Annotated in this window: 17 protein-coding genes and 1 pseudogene; 6 read left to right on the plus strand and 12 right to left on the minus strand. The window is 73.2% G+C overall.

Annotated elements, in window-relative coordinates:
* Positions 1 to 148: 148 nt before the first annotated feature.
* Genes ACZ5OX_RS26460 through ACZ5OX_RS26475 form a run of 4 tightly spaced genes read left to right on the plus strand, consistent with a single transcriptional unit; the run spans position 149 to position 4,365 of the window.
* Positions 149 to 1,279, plus strand: a complete 1,131-nt coding sequence (locus tag ACZ5OX_RS26460) for an S-adenosylmethionine:tRNA ribosyltransferase-isomerase (RefSeq protein ID WP_465633528.1) — start codon at positions 149 to 151, stop codon at positions 1,277 to 1,279.
* 13 nt (positions 1,280 to 1,292) lie between these two features.
* Entirely contained in the window at positions 1,293 to 2,402 is a 1,110-nt protein-coding gene (locus ACZ5OX_RS26465) for a hypothetical protein (RefSeq protein ID WP_465633530.1), read from the plus strand.
* Positions 2,402 to 3,466 (plus strand): polysaccharide pyruvyl transferase family protein, encoded by a 1,065-nt coding sequence (locus tag ACZ5OX_RS26470; protein WP_465633532.1) that lies wholly within the window; start codon positions 2,402 to 2,404, stop codon positions 3,464 to 3,466. The genes ACZ5OX_RS26465 and ACZ5OX_RS26470 overlap by 1 nt, the downstream gene beginning before the upstream one ends.
* Entirely contained in the window at positions 3,463 to 4,365 is a 903-nt protein-coding gene (locus ACZ5OX_RS26475; protein WP_465633533.1) for a glycosyltransferase family 2 protein, read from the plus strand. Before ACZ5OX_RS26470 ends, ACZ5OX_RS26475 begins: the two co-directional genes overlap by 4 nt.
* A 277-nt stretch (positions 4,366 to 4,642) precedes the next feature.
* Here ACZ5OX_RS26475 and ACZ5OX_RS26480 read toward each other — a convergent pair whose 3' ends face one another.
* From ACZ5OX_RS26480 to ACZ5OX_RS26510, 7 genes and pseudogenes are all read right to left on the minus strand, one after another.
* Positions 4,643 to 5,827 (minus strand): macrolide family glycosyltransferase, encoded by a 1,185-nt coding sequence (locus tag ACZ5OX_RS26480; protein ID WP_465633535.1) that lies wholly within the window; start codon positions 5,825 to 5,827, stop codon positions 4,643 to 4,645.
* A gap of 94 nt (positions 5,828 to 5,921) precedes the next feature.
* Positions 5,922 to 7,214, minus strand: coding sequence for a hypothetical protein (locus ACZ5OX_RS26485; RefSeq protein ID WP_465633537.1), 1,293 nt, complete (start codon positions 7,212 to 7,214; stop codon positions 5,922 to 5,924).
* A gap of 689 nt (positions 7,215 to 7,903) precedes the next feature.
* Positions 7,904 to 8,041, minus strand: coding sequence for a hypothetical protein (locus ACZ5OX_RS26490; RefSeq protein ID WP_465633539.1), 138 nt, complete (start codon positions 8,039 to 8,041; stop codon positions 7,904 to 7,906).
* Positions 8,042 to 8,157: 116 nt separating this feature from the next.
* Positions 8,158 to 8,496: a hypothetical protein gene (locus ACZ5OX_RS26495; protein ID WP_465633541.1), complete on the minus strand. Its 339-nt coding sequence runs from the start codon at positions 8,494 to 8,496 to the stop codon at positions 8,158 to 8,160.
* 96 nt (positions 8,497 to 8,592) lie between these two features.
* Positions 8,593 to 8,828: pseudogene (locus ACZ5OX_RS26500) on the minus strand (ACP S-malonyltransferase); the annotation flags it as partial.
* 298 nt (positions 8,829 to 9,126) lie between these two features.
* Entirely contained in the window at positions 9,127 to 9,351 is a 225-nt protein-coding gene (locus tag ACZ5OX_RS26505; protein ID WP_380542633.1) for a helix-turn-helix domain-containing protein, read from the minus strand.
* Positions 9,352 to 9,507: 156 nt separating this feature from the next.
* On the minus strand, positions 9,508 to 10,269 hold the full coding sequence (locus ACZ5OX_RS26510; protein ID WP_465633543.1) for a thioesterase II family protein: 762 nt from the start codon (positions 10,267 to 10,269) through the stop codon (positions 9,508 to 9,510).
* A gap of 859 nt (positions 10,270 to 11,128) precedes the next feature.
* Here ACZ5OX_RS26510 and ACZ5OX_RS26515 point away from each other — a divergent pair.
* Complete coding sequence (locus ACZ5OX_RS26515) at positions 11,129 to 13,027, plus strand: AfsR/SARP family transcriptional regulator (RefSeq protein WP_465633544.1); 1,899 nt, start codon at positions 11,129 to 11,131, stop codon at positions 13,025 to 13,027.
* Between the two features lie 110 nt (positions 13,028 to 13,137).
* A complete protein-coding gene (locus ACZ5OX_RS26520) occupies positions 13,138 to 13,800 on the plus strand; it encodes a class I SAM-dependent methyltransferase (protein ID WP_465633546.1) in 663 nt (220 codons plus the stop codon).
* Between the two features lie 154 nt (positions 13,801 to 13,954).
* Here the strand turns inward: ACZ5OX_RS26520 and ACZ5OX_RS26525 are convergent, their stop codons facing one another.
* Genes ACZ5OX_RS26525 through ACZ5OX_RS26545 form a run of 5 tightly spaced genes read right to left on the minus strand, consistent with a single transcriptional unit; the run spans position 13,955 to position 23,675 of the window.
* Entirely contained in the window at positions 13,955 to 15,055 is a 1,101-nt protein-coding gene (locus ACZ5OX_RS26525) for an HAD-IIIC family phosphatase (protein ID WP_465633548.1), read from the minus strand.
* 35 nt (positions 15,056 to 15,090) lie between these two features.
* A complete protein-coding gene (locus ACZ5OX_RS26530; protein ID WP_465633550.1) occupies positions 15,091 to 16,206 on the minus strand; it encodes an acyl-CoA dehydrogenase family protein in 1,116 nt (371 codons plus the stop codon).
* Entirely contained in the window at positions 16,199 to 16,480 is a 282-nt protein-coding gene (locus ACZ5OX_RS26535; protein WP_359897831.1) for an acyl carrier protein, read from the minus strand. Before ACZ5OX_RS26535 ends, ACZ5OX_RS26530 begins: the two co-directional genes overlap by 8 nt.
* A 23-nt stretch (positions 16,481 to 16,503) precedes the next feature.
* Positions 16,504 to 17,373, minus strand: a complete 870-nt coding sequence (locus ACZ5OX_RS26540) for a 3-hydroxyacyl-CoA dehydrogenase family protein (RefSeq protein WP_465633552.1) — start codon at positions 17,371 to 17,373, stop codon at positions 16,504 to 16,506.
* A 17-nt stretch (positions 17,374 to 17,390) separates the two neighbouring features.
* Positions 17,391 to 23,675 (minus strand): type I polyketide synthase, encoded by a 6,285-nt coding sequence (locus ACZ5OX_RS26545; protein ID WP_465633554.1) that lies wholly within the window; start codon positions 23,673 to 23,675, stop codon positions 17,391 to 17,393.
* Positions 23,676 to 23,679: the final 4 nt, after the last annotated feature.

The following is a 23,679-nucleotide window of genomic DNA, read 5'->3' on the forward strand; positions in this document are numbered from 1 at the left end:
GCAGAACGCCCGGTTCCCGGCCTCTGCCAAGGGTGTTCACGCGCAGGGCGCGTCGTCGGCCTCCCCGTGTCGTCCCAGCGGTACCGAAGTGTGCCGTCGGGCCCGGGCCCGGTGACGCAGGCGCCGCTGCTGAGGACGGGAGAGTCGCATGGTGGAGCCTCCGCGAACCGTTGACGACCCTGATGACTACGCGTTCGACCTGCCCGGTGAGTTGGTGGCCCAGGAGCCGCCCGAGGCGCGCGGCGGGGAGCGGTGCGACGCGCGGCTGGCCGTGCTGAGGCGCGGCACGACGCGGGTGGAGCATCGCAGTTTCCGCGACATCGACGCGTACTTCGGGTCCGAGGACGTGCTCGTGCTGAACAACGCGCGGGTGGTGCCGACCCTGCTGTACGGGGAGGACGACGAAGGCAGAGTCGTCGCGGTGAGCATCCACTCGCCGCGCGAGGACGGCGGGTGGCACTGCCTGGTGGCGCCGGCCGCGGTCTGCACGCCGGGTGCCGTGTTCCGTCTGGGGCCCGAACGCCAGGTCACGGGGCGCCTGGTGGCCGAGGCCGATCCCGGTGTCTGGGAGATCCGGCTCACCCCCGGTGACGGCGAGACGCTCTACCGGCTGGCGGAGCCGATCTACCCCGGGTACCTCGAACAGGTGCCCGCCGACCCGGAGTACTACCAGAACGTGTACGGCACGCGCCCCGGGGCCGTCCTCTTCCCCTCGGCGGGGAGACACTTCACACCGGATGTCCTGAACCGGCTGCGGGACAAGGGAGTTGCCGTGGCCGAGGTGACCTTGCTGATCGCCGCCCGGTCGCACCACTTCGTCCGCGAGCTGTTCCGGCAGCGGGTCGCCGAGGGCGGTGCCGGCGACGTCGCCGCGGAGGACCGGGTGGACCGTGCCACCCGGGCCGGAGGTTTCGACTTCCCCCGGGCGGAGCGCTACGAGGTCACCGCGCCCGCCGCGAAAGCGATCAACGACCGCCGGGCGAGGGGCGGCCGGGTCGTGGTGTGCGGCACCTCGGCGTTGCGCACCCTGGAAACGGTGACCGATGCGGATGGCGTGGTGACGGAGGGCGGCGGCTTCACGCGGCTGTGGATCACCCCGGGGCACCGCTTCCGCGCCTGCGACGCGTTCCTCACGAACCTGCACCGGCCCAGGAGTTCGGAGCTGCTGCTTACGTCAGCCTTCACGGGCCGCGAGCCGTTGCTCGACGTCTACCGGCGGGAGCTGGTGCCCGGCGCGTACCGCTTCCACGAGTTCGGCGACTCGATGTTGATCGTCTGAGGAGTTGATCCCAGTGCTCGTTGACAGCGTCGTTCGCGTCCCAGTGGCAGACGGCTGGCGGCTGTCCGCCGTCGTCCACACCGCGTCGTGGCCTGAGGGGCGCCAGCTGTACTTCATCGTGCGCGGGGGCGACGGCGACTGGCTGCCGGTGCGCGGCGATGCCTTCCTCGCCGCGCTGGTGATGCCGGCCATGGCGCTGGGCGAGGACCTGACTGTCGCCGCCCCGGTCTCGTCGCGCCTGCTCCGGTCGGCCCGGACCGCGATGGAGATCTACCACGCGTGGTGGGGACGACTGCGGCCGGTACGGCTCGACGCGGCACAGGAGGCGGTGCCGGAGCGGTCCGCGGACGGCGTGGGACTGTTCTTCAGCACCGGGGTGGACTGCTTCTACAGCCTGCTCAAGGACGGCGGTCGGCGCGGCTGGCCCCGGCACCGGCCGGTCACCGCGTTGGTGCACGCCAACTTCGACCGGCACCGGGGGCCGGACTACGACCGACTGGTCTCCCGAGTCCGCCGCGTGGCCGCCGAGTCCGGTTGCGCAGCGGTGGTGGTGGAGACCAACGTCCGTTCCGCCACCGCCGATTCGGTCCACTGGGAGGAGTTCCACGGGGCCGCGCTGGCCGGCGTCGCACTGGCTCTGCAGGGGCTGCTCGGCCGGTGCCTGATCGCCGCCAGCGACCAGTACAACCGTCTGCCGCCGCTCGGTTCCCACCCGCTGCTGGACCACCTGTGGTCCACCGAGAGCCTGGAGATCGTGCACGACGGCGCCGAGGCCACCCGCACCGACAAGGTCGAGCGGTACCTCGCCGCCTCACCCCTGGTGTGGGAGAACCTCGGGGTCTGCTGGCTGAGTCGGCCCGCCCACAACTGCGGGATCTGCGAGAAGTGCCTGCGGACCATGGCCGCCTTCGAGATGGCCGGCTCGCTCCAGCGCTGCCGCACCCTGCCGAGGGTGCTCGACCTCGACCGGCTCCGTACGGTGCCGGTGCACTCGGAGGGCGCGATGGAGTCGATGCGCTCGCTCGCCGAGGATGCCCTCGCCCGTGGCCGGCACGACATCGCCGAGGCCGCGGAAGGAGCCCACCGCAGCGCCGCACAGCGGTTGTCCCAGGGCGGCGCGTAGTGTCCGCCCGACGGGACGTCGATGCGGCGGCCGCGGCCCGGGCCCTGGCCAGGGCCGAGGCCACCGCGGTGCTCCGCGAACTGATCGCAGCGGGCACCCGGTGCGCCCTGGTGGACTTCCCCCACCACGCCAACGTCGGCGACTCCGCGATCTGGCTGGGCGAACGAGCCCTGCTGCGGGACCTGGGCGCCGACCTCGCCTACCTCTGCGACCGGCACACCTTCGCGGAGGACGACCTCGCCCGGTGCCTGCCGACCGGCACGATCCTGCTGCACGGCGGCGGCAATCTCGGCGACCTGTGGCCCCACCACCAGCAGCTGCGGGAACGGGTCATCCGCGCCTTCCCACGGCACCGGATCATCCAACTCCCGCAATCGGTGCACTTCGACGACCGGCGGAACCTCGCCCGTGCCCGGGAAGTCTTCGACGCCCACCCCGATCTGACGCTCCTGCTGCGCGACACCCACAGCCTGCACCGGGCCCGCGACGCCTTCGCGGCCCGCAGTCTCCTCGCCCCCGACTCCGCCTTCGCACTCCAGGACCTGCCGGCTGCCGGAACACCCCACCGCCACCTGCTGTGGCTCGGCCGCACCGACCACGAGGCCGCCCCCCACGCCGAACCGCCCCCGGACGGTACGGTGCACCGCACCGACTGGAACGCCGACGAAGGCGGCGGCCCCGACTGGCCGGCGGACCTACGAGGCGTCCGCCTGGCGACCCGGACAGCAGCCGACGCACTCCGACGGAGCCCGACCGCCCGGTCGGCCGACGCCCTGGCCGACGCATTCGACGCCCACGCCCGGTTGCACCTGCGCCGCGGCTGCCAGCTGCTCGGCAGTGCCAGGGCCGTCGTGACCGACCGGCTCCACGCCCACCTCCTCTGCCTGCTCCTGGGCATCCCCCACACCGTGCTCGACGACCGCAACGGGAAGGTCAGCAGCTACCGGGACACCTGGCGTCATCGGCACGCATGGCCGCAGACCCACATGGCGCCCACACCGCACCGGGCGCTGCTGCACGCCGCCGCACAGGCGGCCGGGCCGCGGGAGGAGACACGATCATGAGCCGACAGCCGCTCCCGCTCGCCGCCCTGCCCGCACCCGAGCTGCTCAGCGTGATCATCCCGGCCCGCGACGCCGCCGCCCTCCTCCCCCGCCAACTGGCCGCGCTCAGCCGGCAGGACTACCCCGGCCCCTGGGAGGTCGTCGTCGCCGACAACGGATCCACTGACGACACCGCAGCGACCGCCCTGCGGTGGGCCGACCGGCTGCCGGGCCTGCGGGTCGTCGCGGCCGCGGCACGCGCCGGCATCAACCACGCCCGGAACACCGGCGCCGTCACCGCCCGGGGCGATGTGCTCGTCTTCTGCGACGCCGACGACACCGCGACACCCGGATGGCTCCGCGCCATGGCCCGGGCAGCCGGTACCGCCGACCTCGTCGGCGGCTACCCGGCCCCGTACACCACGGCCAACCACCACGCCCGCTCCTGGCGCACGCCGCAGCCCCGCGACCGGCTCCCCGTCGCACTGGACTACCTGCCCTTCGCGATGGGCTGCAGCCTCGGCGTCCGCACGGACGTCTTCCACGCCCTGGGCGGATTCGACGAGAGCTACGCCGGCGGCGGCGACGAAGTCGAGTTCTGCTGGCGCGCGCTCCTCGCCGACTACACCCTCGCCTACGCACCCGACGCGGTGATGCGCTACCACCAACGCGAACGCCTCGGGCCGCTCGTCAGACAGGCCTACGGCTACGGCAAGGGCAACGCCCATCTGATGCGCGACTTCCGCCCCCACGGCCTGCCGGCCGTCACCCCCGCGCAAGCCGCACGCACCTGGCTGCACCTGCTGCGCCGACTGCCCGAACTCGCCGACCGCGAACGGGCCGGCCGCTGGTGCTACGACGCCGCCTTCCACGTCGGACGGCTGGGCGGCAGCATCCGCTACCGGGTGCCGTGCCTGTGACCGACCAGCCCCACCACCACACCACACCGTGCGGCGTCGTAGCACCAGCGGCCGGCCATCGAGCTCGAACCGGCCGACCCCAAGGGCGCGACTCCCCTCCCCCTCACTGACACACCTGCGGGCGACCCCGAAGCAGCGGGACCGGACAGTCGGGTCGGCCCGATGCACCGGCTCCTTCCCGTCATCGGTGGCAACGAAGCGTGACGGGCCGCCGGGACCGCTGGGCGGCCGTTGATCGTTCCGCTTCTCATCGGGGACGCCGGGCCCTGTGGTGGGATCAGGTCGTGCGCTTCAGGTAGGCCTCGATCTCGTCGGCGGCGCGGGTGGCACCGCCCGCTTCCCGGGTGAGCCGCTGCGCCTCGGTGCTCCGCTCCTGCACGGCCGCGTCGGCGGCCACCTCGGTGATCGCGGCCCGCAGCAGGCTCACGTCGGCTTCCGCCGGCAGCAGTACCCGGCCGAGGCCCAGCTCGGCCACCCGCGCGGTGTTGGCCGCGACGTCCGGCCAGGACGGCACTCCGAGTATCGGGCAGCCGGCGTCCAGGGACTCCAGCACGCCGCCCATGCCTCCGTGGGTGATCACCAGCCGGGCGTGCCGGAGCACCGCCAGGTGCGAGACCCAGCGGTGGACCTCGACGTTGTCCGGCAGCGGACCGAGGTCGGCCGGGTCCATCCCCCTGCCGACCGAGATGACGGCGTGCCAGGGCAGCTCGGCGAAGGCGTCGACGCACAGCCGGAAGAACTCCGGATGCTTGTTGTGCACGGTCCCCATCGAGACCAGCGCCACCGGCAGGCCGCTCGCCGGGGGCTGCCACTCCCCCAGGAAGGAGCGGTCCGCGAGGCACGGCCCGACGAAGGCGAAGCGCTCGTCGAAGCTGTCCCCGTGCGGCTGGAAGAACCGCGGCACGTGGACGAGGTTGAGGCCCTCGGTGCGCATCATGAACTCGTGCGCCGGCTCGTCGATGCCGTGCGAGGCCAGCAACTCGGCCATCCGGACGCCGAATTCGACCATCACCTCCTCGGTGAGCGGGACCGCGCCGTCCGCCTCCATCATCTGCTGCACGAAGGAGTAGGTGTCGTTGGAGGCGAAGAACGGCGTCGACTGGACGGCCGGGAGCCCCCAGGTGTGGGCCAGTATCCGGCCGGCTTGGAAGGCCACGGCGTCGTAGACCACCGCGTCGGGCCTGGCGTCGCCGAACCACTCCTGGACCGCGCGCAGGATGGCGATGTTCTCGTCCAGGAAGATCAGCGGGGTGCGCCCGTTCTCGGGACCGCCCACGCTGTCCAGCGGCTGGGTGGAGTCGTAGCGCAGGTGTTCGGCGCCGACCTCGGCCAGGGCCTGGGCGAAGTCGTCGACGGCCGCGTAGGTGACCCGGTGCCCGCGGCGTACCAGTTCACCGACGACCGCCAGAGTGGGGAAGACATGGCCGTGGGCCGGGATGTTGACCATCAGGATGTGGCTCACTGCTACTCCGTCGGTGTCGGGAAGAGGAACGAGGGAAGTGGGAAGCGAGAAGCGCGATTTGGGAAGGTAGAAGGGGCGCGGCAGGCCGCGCGGCTCAGCTGGGGTCCTGGTCCGGGCCGGCCTCGGGCTGCGGCTCGGACTGCTGCTCGGCGGCCCGCTGGGCGCCCGCGATCTCCTCGGCGCTCAGCGGCCGGCGCGGGATCCAGGCGGGGAGGGTGCCCTCCTCGTTGCGGCCTTTGTCGAGGATCGCCAGGTTGTGGTAGAAGTGCGCGCCGGCCAGCGTCCGGTCGGTCCCGCTCGGGCGGTGCGCGGTCGGCGGCTCGTGCTCCTCGTGGTTGAGGCCGTCGAGCAGCTGCTTGAGGAAGCCCATGCTGGTGGTCGGGTCGCCGAGCTGCTCCGAACTGCCGCCGTAGCCCGGCCAGTAGGAGGTCTGCAGGTCTTCGATCACGTAGAGCCCGCCCGGGACCACGTGCGGGAAGAGCGCGCCGAAGGCGGCGATGACGTCCGGGCAGTAGTGGCTGCCGTCGTCGATGACGATGTCGATCGGCCCGATCCGCTCGGCCAGCGCGGTGAGGAAGGCCGGGTCCGCCTGGTCGCCCCGGACGGTGTGGATCCGCTGCTCGCGCAGCGCCGTCTTGTCGTAGACGTCGACCCCGTAGACGAGGCCCCGCCGGAAGAAGCGCTTCCACATCCGCAGCGAGCCTCCGCCCGCCGCCGGGTCGGCGTAGCCGCCGATCCCCAGCTCCAGGACGGTGAGCGGCCGATCCCGCAGCGGGGCGAAGTGCCGGGCGTAGTGCTCGGTGTAGTAGTGCAGCCCCCACTTGTCCGAACCGTGGCGCAGCGACAACTCGGCCAGGTCGAGCGGCTGTTCCACCAAGCCGCGGAGCAGCTGCCGGACGACCGGGAAGGCCGCCAGCACGGGCGTCAGCCGAGCCATGTCCTCGATGCCGTGCCAGGTGATCCCGGGCGTGCGGTGGCCTGCGGTGTGCCGGGCGCCGAAGACGGCGCGGGCCAGGTCGAGCAGGTCCAGCTCGACGGTGGCGCTGGGCTCGTCGGCCGGCCCGGTGCGGTGCTCGGCCTTGGGGCCGGCCAGCACGTGGTGCCGGAGCACCTGGCCGTCGAAGGCGAGCTCGAACTGCACCACCACCGCCGCGGCGGCGAGTTGCTCGCTCAGGTCGGCCCGGCTGACCAGTTCGTCCACCAGGTCGGCGGCCGTCTGCTCCGCGCCCGCCGACCTGATCACCGCCGCAAGCTGCTCCTCGGGCCCGTCCGCGGCCAGGATCAGGGCGCGGATCCGGCGCAGGTCGGTCTCGTGCGGGTCCGAGTCGTGGTCCGACGGGCTGTTCACGTGCCGGCCGTTCTCGTGCTGTCCGGTGAGGGCGGTCATGCGTGAGCCTTTCCACGAGGGAGTCGAGAGGACGGGGAACGGATCGGGGCTTCTTCCAGGCCGGGGGGACGCCGTCGGTCATCGCCTGCGGCGGGATCTCCACCCGACCGGGAAGAGGGCGTTGTCCACCACGATCGGACCGCCGGGCACCGAGTTCACGGCGGTAGGCCGCTGCCACTCTCAGCTACTGGATCGACACGTCGTGAATCTAGGTGCGCATCCCTCCCACCACAAGCACTAGCTGGGGCCACGGGGCGCCGAGTGCGGGAAACGAGCCAGAATCGGGACACCGCCGTTCCGCATGTTTGGACCCGTCACCCCGGTGTCGTTCGTGGCAGCGGCGGAGTCGGTGATCGTCGGGCGACCGGGCCCCGGCCCCGGATCCACCGGCCCCCGCGGCCGGCCCCGGGCGGGACCGTCCCGTCGGCCGGGTCGGTCCGCAAGGACACGAGGGGCAGTTCCACCCCCATGACCAGTGACCGAGCCGCCCGGATCCGGCCCGGCCCCGAGGCCGGAGCGCCGCAGGTTCGGCTCCCGAGTCCGCACTGTGGATCGTGGCCGAGTACGACGCCGCCGGGAACGAGAAGGGCGCGATCCCGCGGTGCGGCCTTCGCGTCACGTCCTCGCCCGCTCGACGGAGTCCGGGATCACGCGAAGGCCGCAAGGTCGTCCCGGAGGATTCCCGGGCATCAGGCCAAGGTGGCGAGTTCGGCGAGCAGGGTGGTGACGGCGGCGGGGGTCAGCCGGTGGCCGGCGGTGGTCTCGACGAAGTGGCCCGAGGCGGTGCGGAAGCCGTACGGTTCGGACCCGAGGTCGAAGGCGATCATCAGCTCGTCGTCCGGGAGCGCACAGGAACGCTCGTGCTACGGCGGGGTTCTGACGTACCGTTCGAAGGAGTCGACCCGGTTGGCACTGGTGAAGAGCCAGAACAGGTAGTTGTACATCAGCAGGGAGCGCGGGTCGGCGTGCATGGCGAAGAAGCCCTTGTCGTGTACGACGGCCTCCGCGAGCGCGCGCAGTCGCCGGTCCGCGTCGGGCAGGACGTTCGCGACCGCGCGGAAGGCGCGTGCAGGACCGGGGAGAAGCTGCCGTCGCGCACCGTGGCCAGGTCGGCGAGCAGGTCCTGTTCCGCGGTGTCGTGGACGGACTCGTCGACCAGGCCGGTGACGAAGTCCTCGAAGGTCTCCGCGAGCAGGGTGATCGCGAAGCCGTCCTCCTGGTCGACGTGCACCACGGCCGGCTCGCCGCGCTTGCCGCAGGCACGGTCGTCGAGGGCGAGCATGTCGTGGCCGGCCGGTGACGAAGACCCGCCCGGTGTCGCGGCCGTACTGGGCGACCGCCTTGTCGACCATCTGTTTGACCGACAGCGCCTCGCCCTGGCGGGGCGCAGGTTGAACGAGGCGAGTACGTCGTGTACGCCGATCGCGAGGGCGGCTTCGCGGACTGTACCGACGCTCTGGCGCTCCTCCTGGGCGGTCGGGAGGTCTTCCTCCAGGATCTCTCCGACCGTCAGCCCGGTGACCCGGAGCCCTGCTCGTACCAGCCCTGCACGACCTCGTAGGTCCGGTAGAGCTCCAGGCCGTGCGGCTCGGTCCCGACGCCGCCGCCGAACAGGTACTCCTAACTCATGACTACTCCTGTGAATCAGTGTGAAAGGAGGGGACGGTGGTGCGGCCCAGGCATAGTGCAGCAGACATGGGCCCGACAGCACAATGCCGCAGAATCCGGCGTTCGACCGGATGCTCGGGAACCCGTCTTGCGGCACGATATCTATACGGTATCCGGATCTGGGAAAATATCTGCCAGCATACCGGCGGAGTGCATTCTCCGCCTTCGGAATTGACTTTTTTGACCCGCCCTCCGGCAGGGAGCCCACGGGGGGAGATCAGGGAACAGTGCGCCCCGCCCTCTTCTAGGACTCAAGAAATTCCGGGAGAACGCGGGGTGGCCATGTCCCGACGCTCAACACGCCGAGGGAGTGCGCCCGGGAGACCAGAGCGGGCCGGTTCGCGGCCTGGAAATGGCGCATCATCAGCCCGATGCGGTACTCGATGCCCTGCGGGCTCAGATAGAGCGATGCCGCCAGCCGGGCGGTCGAGATGCCGACCGCGACGCCTTCCAGGATGCGGACGTCCACGGCGGTCAGCCGCCGGACGCCCGCGCCGCGGGCAGGGCCCCCGTCCGCCGGACGGGCGGCGGACTCGGACCGCGGCGGCCGCTGCGCGGGCTTGATCTCCTCGGAGGTCGCTGACGGTGTCACTTCTCGGTCCCCCCTTCCCTGTCGTCCGTGCTCTCAGGTGCGCAGCGTGCCGGTGAGGTGGTCGCGGAGCATGCCGGTCACCTCGTTCGCCCGACTGCTGAGGTAGAAGTGCCCGCCGGGGAAGACCTTGAGGTCGAAGGCACCCATCGTGCGGTCGCGCCAGTGCCCGGCCTCGGGGACCGGCGTCCAGGGGTCCTGGTCCCCCACCACGGCGGTGACCGGGCAGGTGACCGCGGCCTCGCGGTCGGCCCGGTAGGCCCTCAGGGCCTGGTAGTCGCCGCGCAGCGCGGGCAGCACCATCCGCAGCAGTTCCTCGTCTTCCAGGAACCGAGCGTCGGTGCCGCCCATGGCTCTGGCCTCGGCCACGATGCCCTCGTCGTCGAGTGGGTGGGAGTGCTCGGGCCGGTCCGCGGACGGCCCCTTGCGGCCGGAGACGAAGAGGTGCTCGATCCGGCCGCCCGCGCGCTCGATCCGCCGGGCCACCTCGAAAGCGACGAGCGCGCCCATGCTGTGCCCGAAGAGAGTCAGCGGGAGGTCGTCCCAGCGGCGCAGCGCTTCGGACACTTCGTCGGCCATGCGGTGCAGGTCCTGGCCCCCGGCTTCCTTCCGGCGGTCCTGCCTGCCGGGGTACTGCACGGCCAGGAGGTCGACCGGGCCACACAGTGCGGCGGATACCGGGCGGTAGAAACTCGCCGAGCCGCCGGCGTGCGGAAAGCAGACCAGTCGGCGCGTGGCCATGGGCGCAGGATGGAAGCGACGGCACCACAGGTCGCTGTCCAAAGAGAGGGAGGTCATATCGGCCCTTCGTTCCCTTCGAAATCCGCGCAGTGCCGACGGGCGGGGTGTGGTGATCACGTGGGACACCATCCGCACCCGGCAGGCTGTCTGGTGCGCGCTAATACGGGGAGCCCCGATCGGCGGCGACCGGCGAGCGAGTCACGGGCACCGCATATGACAGCGTGCCATACTCCTCGGAAACTCAGCAAGTACGCATCGGATCGCGCCCGGCCGCTCATGTCCGGGTTCAATTCCGGCCATCTCTTCGTGAATGGTGAGAACGTTGCGGTGCGGGGCGATCCTGTGGGATTTACCTGGCTCCGACTCGGCAGCAACGGTCCGGCCGGACCGCGCACCGCGGATCCGACCGAGGAGGTGCGGGCACCTCATGGCAAGGCTGCACGCCATCGTGCCTGGTGGGGCAGCGCGGGGAGCCGTTGTGGCCGGACGGGGTGTTCGACGCGGTGACCGTCGCCGCGGAGCGGACCCCGCTGAAAGGCTGCCGGCGGGTGGCGCCCGGGGTGGGCTGGGACCGGGCGCTGTTCAGTGCCAGGGAGTCCGTGTGCAAGGCGTGGTTCCCGCTGACGGGGCGGCCGTTACGCGTTCGTACGGCTGGAGCCCGTACGGGGGTGTTCCGGGCCGCACCGGCGGTGCCGGGTCGCCCCCGGTCGACGGCGGTGCGGCAGCGATCGGTTTCACCGACCGGTGGGCCGTGGTGGGCGGGCCTGGTCCTGACCACCGTGATGGTGCCGCGCAGCGTAAACCCGGCATGACCGCAAAACCCGCACTCTAGGAATACATCTAGATACGACAGGACCGCGTTGACCCGTACACAGCCACTCAAGACGCTGGAGCAGTCTTGCCCACCGGTCGCGTGATGAAGAGGACTCCGTTGAACTTCCTGTTGCTGGGTCCGCTCTCCGTCCGGCTGAACGCGCGTGAGGTGCACGTGTCGGCGCCGAGGCAGCGCGTGGTCATGGCAGCGCTCCTCCTCAACGCCAACCGGGTGATCTCGGTCGACCGGATCGCCGAGTACGTCTGGGACGGCGCCCCGCCGCCGAGTGCCGCCCCGACCATCCGAACCTATGTGATGCGCCTGCGGCGGTCACTGGGCGAAGCCTCCGCCCGGATCCTCACCCGGGCACCCGGCTACCTCCTCGAACTCGGCGAGCACGAGAGCGATCTCGGGCAGTTCACGGCCCTCCGTCGGCGCGCGGCGGAGCTGGCCGAGCACGGAGACCTGGAGGGCTCCTCCGCCAAGCTGGCCGAGGCGCTCGCCCTGTGGCGCGAGGAGCCGCTGACGGACATCCCGTCGCAGACGCTGCGCGACATGGAGGGCTGCTACCTCCAGGAGCTTCGCCTGCAGACCTTGGAGCTGCGGTTCGACGCGGAGCTGGCGCTGATGCGGCACGCCGAGGTCGTGCCGGAGCTGGTACGGCTGGTGCGGAAGCACCCCTTGCGGGAGGCCCTGGTGGGCAAGCTGATGCTGGCGCTGTTCCGCTCGGGACGGCAGTCGGAAGCCCTGGACCTCTACCGGCGCACCCGGGTGCTGCTCGTCGAGCAGCTCGGCGCCGAACCGAGCGCCGAGCTGCACGAGGTCCACCGGCGCATCCTCTCGGCCCACCACGGCCGGCCTCGTACACCTGACCCGCTGGAGCAGCCCGCAACGGCCCCGGAGGCGGCCCTCGCGCCGGTGCCGGCCGCTGCCTGGGAAAGACCCTGCCGGCCGAGGCCGGCCCAGCTTCCCTCGGTGCCACTGCCGCTGTCGGCCCGCTCCGGTGCGCTGGCGCAGCTGCAGCACTTCCTCACGACCGGCACGATGCCCGCGGGCATGGTGGCCACGACGGTGGTGACGGGCCGGGGCGGTGTCGGCAAGAGCGCGCTGGCCCTGCACGCGGCGCACGCCGTACGCGGTTCCTCGGTGCACGGCCAGCTCTATGCGGATCTCGGCGGAGCTGCGCGGCCGCTGACCGCCCGGGCGGTGCTGCCGCGGTTCCTGGCGGACCTCGGTGTGCCCCGGGACGAGATACCCGAGGAGGAGTCGGAACGGGAGAGCCTCTACCGCTCGCTCACCGCGGACCGCCGTCTGCTGGTGGTACTCGACAACGCCTCCAGCACCGCACAGGTGCGGCCGCTGATACCGGGCAGCGGGGGCAGCAGGCTACTGGTGACCAGCCGGCGGCTGCTGGCCGATCTGGAGGGGGCGCGCACCCTTCTGCTCGGCCCGCTGGACGAGGCCGGCTCGCTGGAGCTGCTGGGCAGCATCGTCGGCCCGGCCAGGGTCGGTGCCGAACCGCGAGCGGCCCGTTCGGTGCTGACGGTCTGCGCGGGCCTGCCGCTGGCGATCCGGATCGCGGGGACCCGGCTGCTGGAGCGCCCGCACTGGAGCATCGGTCACTTCGCCCAGCGGCTCACGGAGGCCCCGCAGCTGCTGGACGAACTGTGCGCGGGCGACCTCGGTGTCCGGCCCTGCCTCGACGCCGAGCACGCCGGGCTCCGGCGGACGGCTCCGGCCGGGGTCGAGCCGGCCGAGGTGTTCACCGCGCTGGGAGCCACCGGAGCGTGTTCGGTCTCCAGCAGTAGGGTCGCGGTGATGTTCGGCTGCTCCGAGGAGCAGGCCGAGGAGGCCCTGGACGCCCTGGTCGAGGCCAATCTGCTGGGTGCGCCGACGGGCGGCCGCTACCGGCTGGACGCACTGCTGCGGGCCTACGCCCACGAGCGGGCGCAGGCGGTCGCCGTACGGCAGCACAGTCACCCGTACATGCGCGCCGGGTGACCGCCCCGGCGGCCCGGCGACGGGCGCCCGGCGGTCCGGTCCCCCTTCGCCCTGATCCTTTTCGACCCGATCCTTTTCGACCCGATCTCCTCCGAGAGGACCCCCTTGCCATGGCCGACCAGACAGCAGCCACCCGCGACCTGCTCGCCTACGTCCGGGAGGTCTCCCTCCGTGACGACGATCTACTCAGGGAGCTGCGGGAGACCACCGCGGACCTGCCGGGCGGGACCGCCATGCAGGTGATGGCGGAGGAGGGCCAACTGCTCGCCCTGCTGGTCGGGTTGACGGGAGCGCGGGCGGTTCTGGAGATCGGCACCTTCACCGGCTACAGCACCCTGTGCATGGCCCGCGCCCTCCCGGCCGACGGGGTGCTGGTGTCCTGCGACATCGACGATCGGTGGCCGGCCATCGGCGCCGACTTCTGGAAGCGGGACGGGGTCGACTCGCGGGTCGACCTGCGGATCGGCGATGCCGCCGCGACCCTGGACGCGCTGCTGGCGGAGCGCGGACCGGAGAGCTTCGACCTGGTGTTCATCGACGCGGACAAGACCAATTACGTCCGCTACTACGAGAGTTCGCTGGCGCTGCTGCGCGCCGGCGGTCTGATCGTGGTCGACAACACCCTCTTCTTCGGCCGGGTCGCCGATCCGGCCGCCGTGGACCCGGAGACCACCGGGGTCCGGGCTCTGAACCGGGTGCTGCACGAGGACCCCCGGGTGGAGCTGTCGCTCCTGGTGATGGCCGACGGGATCACGCTCGTCCGCAAGCGCTGAGGACGGCGGGCCGGGGCCCGGAAGCGCCGGGCCCCGGGAGCGCCGGGGCCCGGGAGCGCCGGGCTCCGGGAGCGCCGGGGCCCGGGAGCGCCGGGCTCCGGGAGCGCCGGGGCCCGGGAGCGCCGGGCTCCGGGAGCGCCGGGGCCCGCGGCGGTCACGACGTTCCCAGACCCCCTTCCGGCACGTTCAGGTCGGGTGCGTCCACGCTCATGACGGTGGACACCACGCGCGGGCCGGGAACCAGGTGCAGGCGCTGGAGTCCGGTGTTCTCCGGAGCTGGTGCGAGGACGGCGGCGCACGGGCACGGGGCTTCGTCCAGGCCCTCGAAGCCCGCGAACCGGTAGGCGATCTCCATCATCCGGTTGCGTTCGGTCGCCCGGAAGTCCGCGACCAGGTGGACTCCGGACCGGGCGGCGGCGTCGGCCAGCCAGTTCAGCAGGGTCGCACCGGCGCCGTAGGCGACGACCCGGCAGGAGGTGGCGAGCAGCTTGAGGTGCCACAGGCCCGGGTGCCGCTCCAGCAGCAGGACGCCGACCGCGCCGTGCGGGCCGAACCGGTCGGTGAGGGTGACCACCAGGACCTCGTGCCGGGGGTCGGTGATCAGGCCGCGCAGCACCGCGTCCGGGTAGTGGACCCCGGTCGCGTTCATCTGGCTGGTGCGCAGGGTGAGTTCCTCGACCCGGGACAGCTCCTCGCCGGTGGCCCGGCCGATGCGCATCCGCAGGTCCAGGGAGCGCAGGAACTCCTCGTCGGGGCCGGGGGCGGCCGCCCGCTCGGCCTCGCGGCGGAAGCCCGCCTGGTACATCTGGCGCCGCCGCCGGGAGTCGACGGTGCTGGTCGCGGGGGTGAACTCGGCGAGTTCGGGAAGGGCGAGGACCTGCTCGGCCGGGTAGCACCGTACGTCGGGCAGGTGGAAGGCCACTTCGGCGCGTTCGGCGGGCCGGTCGTCGACGAAGGCGATGGCCGTGAGCGCGAAGTTCAGCCGATCGGCGATCCGGCGCACCGACTCGGACTTGGCGCCCCACCCGATCTCCGGCAGGACGAAGTACTCGGCCACGCCGAATGCCTCCAACCGGGCCCAGGCGTGCTCGTGGTCGTTGCGGCTGGCGACGGACTGGAGGATGCCGCGGGAGTCGAGCTCGATCACCACCTTGCGCACCTCGTCCGGCAGGTGCACCTCGCCGCCCTCCAGCAGGGTGCCCTGCCAGAGGGTGTCGTCCAGGTCCCAGACCAGGCACTTGACGGTCCCAGCCATGTCGTCCTTCCTCGTCTCGTCGGCTGCAGGCCCGCTCACGGTGCCCCCGGAGCGGAGAGCGCGTGCTGCGCCAGCATCAGCCGGCACAGCTCGTTGCTGCCCTCGATGATCTCCATCAGCTTGGCGTCCCGGTACGCCCGGGCCACCGCGTGCCCGTCCCGGGACCCGGCCGAGGCCAGTACCTGGACGGCCGTCGCCGCGCCCCGGGCGGCCTGGGTCGCGGCGACGTGCTTGGCCAGTACGGTCGCCACCACCTGGTCCGGCGACCCTTCGTCCCAGCAGCGGCTGGCGTGCTCGCAGACCCGCGCGGCCACCTGCTCGGCCGTGTAGAGGTCGGCGAGGTGTCCGGCGACGAGCTGGTGCTCTGCGAGTGGTCTGCCGAACTGCTCCCGTCCGGCGGCGTGGGCGGTGGCCGCCGCCAGACAGGCCCGCAGGATGCCCACGCACCCCCAGGCGACGGACATCCGCCCGTAGGCCAGCGCGGTCGTCACGAGCAGGGCGGGCGGCAGTCCGTGACCGCCCAGGACGCTGTCGGCCGGCAGCCGCACCCCGTCGAGGTGGACGTCGGCGTGTCCGGCCGCGCGGCAGCCGAGCGGGTCGGCGATCCGCTCGATCCGGACGCCGGGCGTGTCGGCGGGCACCACGACGGCCACCGCACCGTCCTCGTAGCGGCCGACGATGACGAGCAGGTCGGCGTAGTGGGCGGCGGTCACCCACTTCTTGTGTCCGTCGACGACGACCGCGTCACCGTCGCGGCGGACGGTCGTCGTCATCGCCGCGAGGTCGCTGCCGGCGCCGGGCTCGCTGAAGCCGACCGCCGCCAGTCCGCCGCCGGTCAGCCGGGGGAGGTGGGCGGCCGACTGCTCGGCGGTGCCCAGGCGCTGGATGGTCCATGCCGCCATGCCCTGGGAGGTCATCACGCTGCGCAGCGAGCTGCACAGGCCTCCCACGTGCGCGGTGTACGCGCCGCTGTGCATGCTGCTGAGCCCCCAGCCGCCGTACTGCTCCGGGACTTCGGCGCACAGTCGGCCCTCGGCGCCCAGTTCGCGGAGCAGGTCCAGCGGGATGAGGCCGGTCCGGTCCCACTCCCCCGCCAGGTCGCCGACCCGCAGGGTGACGGAGGTCATCGCGCTGCTCAGGTCCTCACCCATGCTGGCCCCCGGCGGCGGGCACCCGGAGCCGGTCCACCAGCTCCGCCATCCGCCGTACGGTGCGGAAGTTGTCCAACCGCAGGTCCGCGCCGCGGACGGCGATGGCGTAGGTCTTCTCCAGGTGCACCACCACCTGCATGGCGAAGAGGGACGACAGGCCGCCGGCGCCGAACAGGTCGGTGTCGGCGTCCCAGGCGGTTCCGGTGCGTCCTTCCAGGAATCCCAGCAGTTCCTTCTCCAGGTCGTGGGTGTTGGGCGTGTTCGCTGCGGTCATGGCTGTCTCCATCGTCGGGGTGATCAGGTGTAGTCGTAGAAGCCGTGCCCGGACTTGCGGCCCAGCCGGCCCTCGCGGACCAGCCGGAGCAGCAGTTCCGTGGGGCGGCAGCCGTCGTCGCCGGTGCGTTCGTGGAGCACGGTGAGGGAGTCGACGAGGTTGTCGATGCCGATCAGGTCCGCGGTGCGCAGCGGGCCGGTGGGGTGTCCCAGGCAGCCCTGCATCAGGGCGTCGACGTCCTCGGCGCTCGCCGTGCCCTCCCCCACGACCCGGGCCGCGTCGTTGATCATCGGGTGCAGGATGCGGCTGGTCACGAAGCCGGGTGCGTCCCGGACGACCACCGCCCGCCGCCGCAGCGCCGTGAGCAGGGCCGCCACGGCGGCCATCGCGGCGTCCCCGGTCCTGGCGCCGCGGACCACTTCGGCGGTTCCGATCAGGTAGGGCGGGTTCATGAAGTGGGTGCCGACCAGTTCCTCCGGCCGTTCCAGGGCCCCGGCCAGTTCGTCGACGGGGATGGAGGAGGTGTTGGTGATCAGCAGGGTTCCGGGCCGGACCAGTCCGGAGACCTCGGACAGGACGGCGGCCTTGATCGCGGCGTTCTCGGTGACCGCCTCGACGACGGCGGTGGCTCCGGCGGCGGCCTTGAGCGAGGTGCCGGTGGCCAGGGCGCCGAGGGGCGTCCCGGCGGGCAGGGCGCCCATCAGTTCGGCCAGCCGGAGTTCGCCGTCGATCAGGTCCGCGGCCCGGTCGAGCCGTTCCCGGTCGATGTCGACCAGGTGGACCGGCAGGCCGTGTCCGAGGGCGAGGACGGTGATTCCGACGCCCATCACCCCGGCTCCCAGCACGGTGAGGGCCTGTCGTGGGGGGGAATCGTCGTATGGGGCTGTGGTCAACGGGTTCTCCTTCGTTTTCACCGGGCACCGGGGGTGCGGAGGGTGCTGTCGAGCCAGTCGGCGACGGCGTTGCCGGTGGTCGCGACATGCTGTTCCATGATCGAGAAGTGGTCTCCGGGGACGTCGACGACGGTGTCGGCGCCGGCCCAGGTCGAGCGCCAGTCGCCGGCTTCGGCGGACGGGCGGCCGAGCGGGGTGGAGGCGCGGACCAGCAGCAGCGGGGCGCGGACCGCCGGGGGCTTCCAGTCGTCGAGCAGACGGAAGTAGCCGCCCATCGCGGTCAGCCGGGTCCCGTCCATCGGGGCCGCCCGGTCCTCGCGGGCGAACATGCCGCCCAGCAGGACGTCGTTGAACTGGGTGATGCCCTGGTTGTCGGAGAGATAGGTGTCCAGCAGCACCACGGCCGCCGGGCCCTCGCCGCGCTGTTCCAGCGCGGCGGCCACGCCGTGGGCGAGCGTGCCGCCGGAGGAGGATCCGGCCAGCACGAGCGTCCGTCCGGGCAGTTCCCGGATCAGTGTCGTCGCCTGGAAGTCCAGCAGGGCCGACATGTCGGCGGGCAGTTCCTCCTCGGGGACGAATCCGGGGGCGTCGAGGGCGGCGACGGCGTAGCGGTCCCGGAAGCGGGCGGCGAAGCGGGCGTACTGGTGGGCGCCACCGAGCGCGACGATGGAGCCGAAGCAGACGAGTACGGGGGCGTCGGCGCGCTCGTTCAGGCGCAGCAGCCGCGGGCCGGCGCCGGCGGCCGCGAGGTCACTGCCGCTGCGGAAGGCCGGGCGCAGGGCGGAGGCGTTCTTGAGCAGGGCGATGCCCTCGTCGATCCGGCCGAGTGTGCAGGCCTGGCGGAACAGCACGCTCACCGGGTCGGTGTCGGCGGCGTCGCACGCGGCTGCTCCGGTTCCGGCTGCGGGTGCCGTTTCGGGCCGGTGGGTGTCTTCCGCCCGGGCCTCGGCGGCGAGGCGCGCCGCGAGCGCGGCGGGGGTGCCGCTGTCGAAGACGGCGGAGGGCCGTAGCCGCAGTCCGGTGGCGGCGGCCAGCCGGTTGCGGAGTTCGACCGCGGTCAACGAGTCGAATCCGACGGAGAGGAAGGGCACCGTCGCGGAGAGCGCCCCGGAGTCGGTGTGGCCGAGGACTTCGGCGGCCTCGGCGAGGACGAGTTCGCGCAGGACCAGCTCGCGTCCCTGTTCGTCGGCGGCGGCGTCGAGCCGGTGCCGGAGCGCTGCGGCGGCGGTCGGCGTCCCCTTCGCCCCGGTCGTCGCGGTCGGGCTGCGCCGGACCAGGGAGCGCAGCATCGGGTGCACCGGGCGGTCGCCGCGCACGGTCAGGTCGAGGTGGGCAAGGACGACGGGACTCCCGTCTCCCGGCGGGGCGGTGTCCGGGGCGCACACGGTGTCCAGCAGGGCCATGGCCTCCTGGTCGGAGAGGCCGCGGGCGCCGCGCCGGTCGATGCGCTGCCGTTCGGCGCCGCCGAGCTCCGCCGTCATTCCGCTCACCCGCTCCCAGGGCCCCCAGGCGAGGGACAGGCCGGGGAGCCCGAGCCGTCGGCGTTCCGCGGCGAGGGCATCGAGCGCGGCATTGGCGGCCGAGTAGGACGCCTGGCCGGGGCTGCCCAGCACGCCCGCGGCGGAGGAGAAGACGACGAACGCGGCGAGGTCCGCTCCGCGCGTCAGCCGGTCGAGGTGGTGGGCGGCGTCGACCTTGGGCCGCAGGACGGCGGTCATCCGCTCCCCCGTCAGCCCGTCCAGCAGACCGTCGTCGAGCACTCCGGCGGTGTGGACCACGGCACACAGCGGATGGCGTTCGGGGATGCCCGCCAGGGCGGCGGCCAGGGCCTGACGGTCGGACACATCACAGCTGAGGGCCGCCAGTTCGGCTCCGGCCTCGGCCAGCTCCGCCGTCAGCTCCGGCATGCCGGGGGCGTCGGTGCCGCGGCGGCTCAGCACGAGGAGGTGGCGCACCCCGTGCGCGGCGACCAGATGGCGCGCCAGGACGGCCGCGAGAGCGCCGCCGCCGCTCAGCAGGACCGTCCCCTCGGCCGGCCCGAACGCGCCGACCGGCCGGGCGTCGGTCGCGGGGGCGGTGCCGGCCGGCGGCCGTACCAGTCGGGGCGTGTACAGGACGCCGCCGCGCAGGGCCGCCTGTGGTTCGCCCGTGGCGAGCAGGTCGGCGAGCGCGTCGCCGAGACCGTCCGCGTCCGGCCCTTCGACGTCCAACAGCACGAACCGGTCGGGGTGTTCGAGCTGAGCGGCCCTGAGCATGCCCCACACGGCCGCCGCGCCGAGGTCCGCCGGCTGCGGCTGCGCGCCGAACGGGCCGGTCGCACCCCGGGTGAGCACCACCAGGGGTGTCCGGGCGGTGGTGTCGTCGGCCAGGTGGGCCTGGACGCGGTCCAGGACCCCGGACGCGACCGCGTGCACCGCCGCGGGGTCCGCGTCCCGGGCGGGGGCGTCCGCAGTCACGGTGTCGGCGGACGGGGGGCAGGTCAGCAGCATCGCGTCTGGTGTCGCGGACGGGGGTTCGGTGGGGAAGGCGGCCGGCAGCAGCCGCTCGTCCTGCGGGCCGAGGAGGCCCCAGCGGGTGACCGGGCGCGGTCCGGGCCCGGCAGTAACCGGCGTCCAGCCGACGTGGAAGAGGGAGCCGGAGGACGCCCGCAGTGCGGCGGTGGACGCCGTGCGCAGGGTGAGCGAGCCGACCGTCGCCACCGTGCGCCCCGAGGGATCGGTGATCCGCGCGGTGACGGCGTCCGGGCCGTCGGGGCGCAGCCGGACGCGCAGGACCGGCGCGTCGGAGGTTTCGATCGCGACGCGCTGCCAGGAGAACGGCAGGGGGACGCCCTCGGCGGGCTCCGCAGTCGCGGCGCCTTCGCGCAGACCGGTCGTCTGGAGGGCCGCGTCCAGGAGGGCCGGGTGCACGCCGAAGCCGCCCGCTCCGCCGGCGGGGAGGCCGTCGGGCAGGGCCACTTCGGCGTGGATCGCGTCTGCGGTGCGCCATGCGGCCCGCAGGCCCCGGAACGCCGGGCCGTAGGCGACGCCCCGGGTTTCGAGCAGCCCGTACAGTTCGTCCACGTCGAGGGGGACCGCGTCGGGCGGGGGCCAGGTGCCGGCCGGTTCGGTCGTGTCGTCCCGGTCGGTCGAGGGGTCCCGGGGGCCGACCGCGCCGGTCGCGTGCCGGGTCCAGGGCCGGTCGGCGGAGCCGGGGGCGGCCTCGGGCCGGGAGTGGAACTCCACCGGGCGCCGTCCCGTGCCGTCTTCGGCGCCCACCCGTACGCGCAGTTGCACGGCCTGATCGTCGGGCAGCAGCAGCGGGGCGGCGAGGGTCAGCTCCTCCACGAGGGCGCAGCCGAGGCGGCGGCCCACGTGCGCGGCCAACTCCACGAGGGCCGCGCCGGGCAGGATCACGGCTCCGGCCACGGCGTGGTCGGCGAGCCAGGGGTGGGTGGCCGAGGAGAGCCGGCCGGTGAAGAGGGTGCCCGCGTCGTCGGGCAGTTCGACCGCGGCGCCGAGCAGCGGGTGGCCCGCGGCGGACTGGCCGGTGGCCGCCTGCTCCCGGTCGGCCGGCAGGGCGTCCAGCCAGTAACGGCGTCGTTGGAAGGCGTAGGTGGGCAGGTCCACCCGCTGGGCACCGGTTCCCGCGAACAGTCGCTCCCAGTCGACGCGCAGGCCCCGGACGTGTGCCTCGGCGAGCGCGAGCTGGAGTCGGCGGAGCCCTCCGGCCCCGCGCCGCAGGGTGTCGAGCACCAGCGTCTCCGGGGCGCCCGCGTCGGCGGCCGTGTCCTCGATCGCGTACATCAGGGCGGGCTGGGGGCCGGACTCGATGAAGACGCGGTGCCCGGCCGCGAGGAGCGAGCGGGTCGCCCGCTCGAACTCGACGGTCTGCCGGAGGTTGCGGTACCAGTACTCGGCGCCCAGGGACTTCGTGTCCAGCAGGCCGCCGGTCACGCTGGAGTAGTACGGCACCGCACCCGCGAGGGGGGTGATCCCGTCCAGGTCGGAGAGCAGGCGCTCGCGGATCTCCTCCACGTGCGAGGAGTGCGACGCGAAGTCGGTTTCGATGCGAGTCGCCCACACCCCTTCCTCCAGGAGTTCCTCCACCAGGGCCGTGACCGCGTCGGCGTCGCCCGACACCGCCACCGACGACGGGCCGTTCACCGCCGCCACCGAGAGCCGGCCCGCCCACGGGGCGATGCGCTCCCGTGCCACGTCCACCGGCAGGGGCACCGAGGCCATACCGCCACGGCCCGCCAACGCCCCCACCGCACGGGAACGCAGCGCGACCACCCGCGCCCCGTCGTCGATGCTCAGGCCACCCGCCACCACCGCGGCGGCGATCTCCCCCTGGGAGTGGCCCACCACCGCGTCCGGAACGACGCCGAACGAGCGCCACACCTCCGCCAGCGACACCATCACCGACCACAGCACCGGCTGCACCACGTCGACCCGGGCGAGCAGCCGCTCCGAGCCCAGCGCCTCCGCCAACGACCAATCCACGTAAGGCGCCAGCGCCCGCGCGCACTCGGCCATCCGCCCCGCGAACACCTCCGATTCGGCCAGCAGCTCCGCGGCCATCCCCACCCACTGCGAACCCTGACCCGGGAACACCAACACCGAACGGCCCGGGGGCAGCCCGCTGCCGACCGTCACGCCCGCCGCACGCAGGCCCCGCGACAGGGCGGCGACACCGGCCAGCAGTTCGCCCCGGTCCGCCCCCACCACCACCGCGCGCTCCGCGAACCGCGAACGCCCCGCCGCCAGCGAATGGCCGACGTCCGTCACGCTCAGACCCGGTTCCGCCACCACCCGCTCGTACAGCGCCGTCGCCTGGGCGCGCAGCGCATCCGGAGTACGCGCCGACAGGATCCAGGGGACGGCGGCGGGCACCGGTTCCGGCGTGGCGGGCCCGTCGGAAGCTGCCGGGTCGGCCGGGGCCTGTTCGAGGATGACGTGGGCGTTGGTGCCGCTGGCGCCGAAGGAGGACACCCCGGCCCGGCGCGGACGTCCCGTCTCCGGCCAGGGGACGGCCTCGGTCAGCAGGGAGACGGCTCCCTCGGTCCAGTCGATCTGGGGCGAGGGACGGTCGACGTGCAGGGTGCGCGGCATCACGCCGTGCTGCATCGCGAGCACCGACTTGATCACCCCGCCGACGCCCGCGGCGGCCTGGGTGTGGGACAGGTTGGACTTCAGCGAGCCCAGCCGCAACGGCCGCCCGGCGGGCCGGTCCTGCCCGTACGTGGCCATGAGCGCCTGCGCCTCGATGGGGTCGCCGAGGACGGTGCCGGTGCCGTGCGCCTCCACCATGTCGACCTCGGACGGGTCGAGTCCGGCACGGGCGAGCGCCCCGTTGATGACGCGCTGCTGCGCGGGCCCGTTCGGGGCGGTCAGCCCGTTGCTGGCGCCGTCCTGGTTGACGGCCGAGCCGCGGATGACGGCCAGGACGGGGTGCCCCGCGCGCCGGGCGTCCGAGAGCCGTTCCAGCAGGAGCAGGCCCAGCCCCTCCCCGAACCCGGCTCCGTCCGCCGCGGACGAGAAGGACTTGCTGCGTCCGTCGGGTGCCAGGCCGCGCTGGCGACTGAATCCGACGTACAGGCCGGGGGTGGACATCACGGTCACCCCACCGGCCAGGGCGAGGGTGGTGTCACCGGAGCGCAGCCCCTGGCAGGCGAGGTGGACGGCGACCAGGGAGGACGAGCAGGCGGTGTCCAGGGTGACCGCCGGGCCTTCCAGGCCCAGGGTGTAGGCGATCCGGCCCGAGGCGACGCTGGGGATGGTGCCGGTGCCGAGGAAGCCTTCCACCTCGTCGGGCACCCGGCCGAGCCGGGACCCGTATTCGCTGTAGATCACTCCGGTGTAGACGCCGGTGCGGCTGCCGCGCAGGGTCGCCGGGTCGATGCCCGCGCGTTCCACCGCTTCCCAGGACGCTTCCAGCAGCAGCCGCTGCTGCGGGTCCATGGCCAGGGCCTCGCGCGGCGAGATGCCGAAGAAGCCGGGGTCGAAGCCGGTCGCGTCGTGGAGGAAGCCGCCTTCCCGGACGTAGAAGGTGCCGGGGGCGTCGGGGTCGGCGTCGAAGCCGCCCTCGATGTCCCAGCCGCGGTCGGTGGGGAACGGCGAGACCGCGTCGCGTTCCTTGACCAGCAGCTCCCACAGGTCTTCCGGGGTGCGTACGCCGCCGGGGTAGCGGCAGCTCATCGCCACGATGGCGATGGGCTCGGCGGCGTCGTCGCGGAGCCGTCGGTTCTCCTGCCGCAGGCGCTGGTTGTCCACCAGCGAGGCGCGCAGGGCGGCGACCACCTGGTCCGTGTCGGTGGGCATGGGG

It is taken from the genome of Kitasatospora sp. NPDC032121 (genome assembly GCF_055580145.1).

What these genes read in the sequence shown, in the direction of transcription:
- ACZ5OX_RS26460 (WP_465633528.1), top strand. Translation starts at nt 149, where the DNA reads ATGGTGGAGCCTCCGCGAACCGTTGACGACCCTGATGACTACGCGTTC.
- ACZ5OX_RS26475 (WP_465633533.1), top strand. Translation starts at nt 3,463, where the DNA reads ATGAGCCGACAGCCGCTCCCGCTCGCCGCCCTGCCCGCACCCGAGCTG.
- ACZ5OX_RS26485 (WP_465633537.1), bottom strand. Translation starts at nt 7,214, where the DNA reads ATGACCGCCCTCACCGGACAGCACGAGAACGGCCGGCACGTGAACAGC.
- ACZ5OX_RS26490 (WP_465633539.1), bottom strand. Translation starts at nt 8,041, where the DNA reads ATGATCGCCTTCGACCTCGGGTCCGAACCGTACGGCTTCCGCACCGCC.
- ACZ5OX_RS26495 (WP_465633541.1), bottom strand. Translation starts at nt 8,496, where the DNA reads ATGCTCGCCCTCGACGACCGTGCCTGCGGCAAGCGCGGCGAGCCGGCC.
- ACZ5OX_RS26510 (WP_465633543.1), bottom strand. Translation starts at nt 10,269, where the DNA reads ATGACCTCCCTCTCTTTGGACAGCGACCTGTGGTGCCGTCGCTTCCAT.
- ACZ5OX_RS26515 (WP_465633544.1), top strand. Translation starts at nt 11,129, where the DNA reads ATGAAGAGGACTCCGTTGAACTTCCTGTTGCTGGGTCCGCTCTCCGTC.
- ACZ5OX_RS26520 (WP_465633546.1), top strand. Translation starts at nt 13,138, where the DNA reads ATGGCCGACCAGACAGCAGCCACCCGCGACCTGCTCGCCTACGTCCGG.
- ACZ5OX_RS26525 (WP_465633548.1), bottom strand. Translation starts at nt 15,055, where the DNA reads ATGGCTGGGACCGTCAAGTGCCTGGTCTGGGACCTGGACGACACCCTC.
- ACZ5OX_RS26530 (WP_465633550.1), bottom strand. Translation starts at nt 16,206, where the DNA reads ATGGGTGAGGACCTGAGCAGCGCGATGACCTCCGTCACCCTGCGGGTC.
- ACZ5OX_RS26535 (WP_359897831.1), bottom strand. Translation starts at nt 16,480, where the DNA reads ATGACCGCAGCGAACACGCCCAACACCCACGACCTGGAGAAGGAACTG.
- ACZ5OX_RS26545 (WP_465633554.1), bottom strand. Translation starts at nt 23,675, where the DNA reads ATGCCCACCGACACGGACCAGGTGGTCGCCGCCCTGCGCGCCTCGCTG.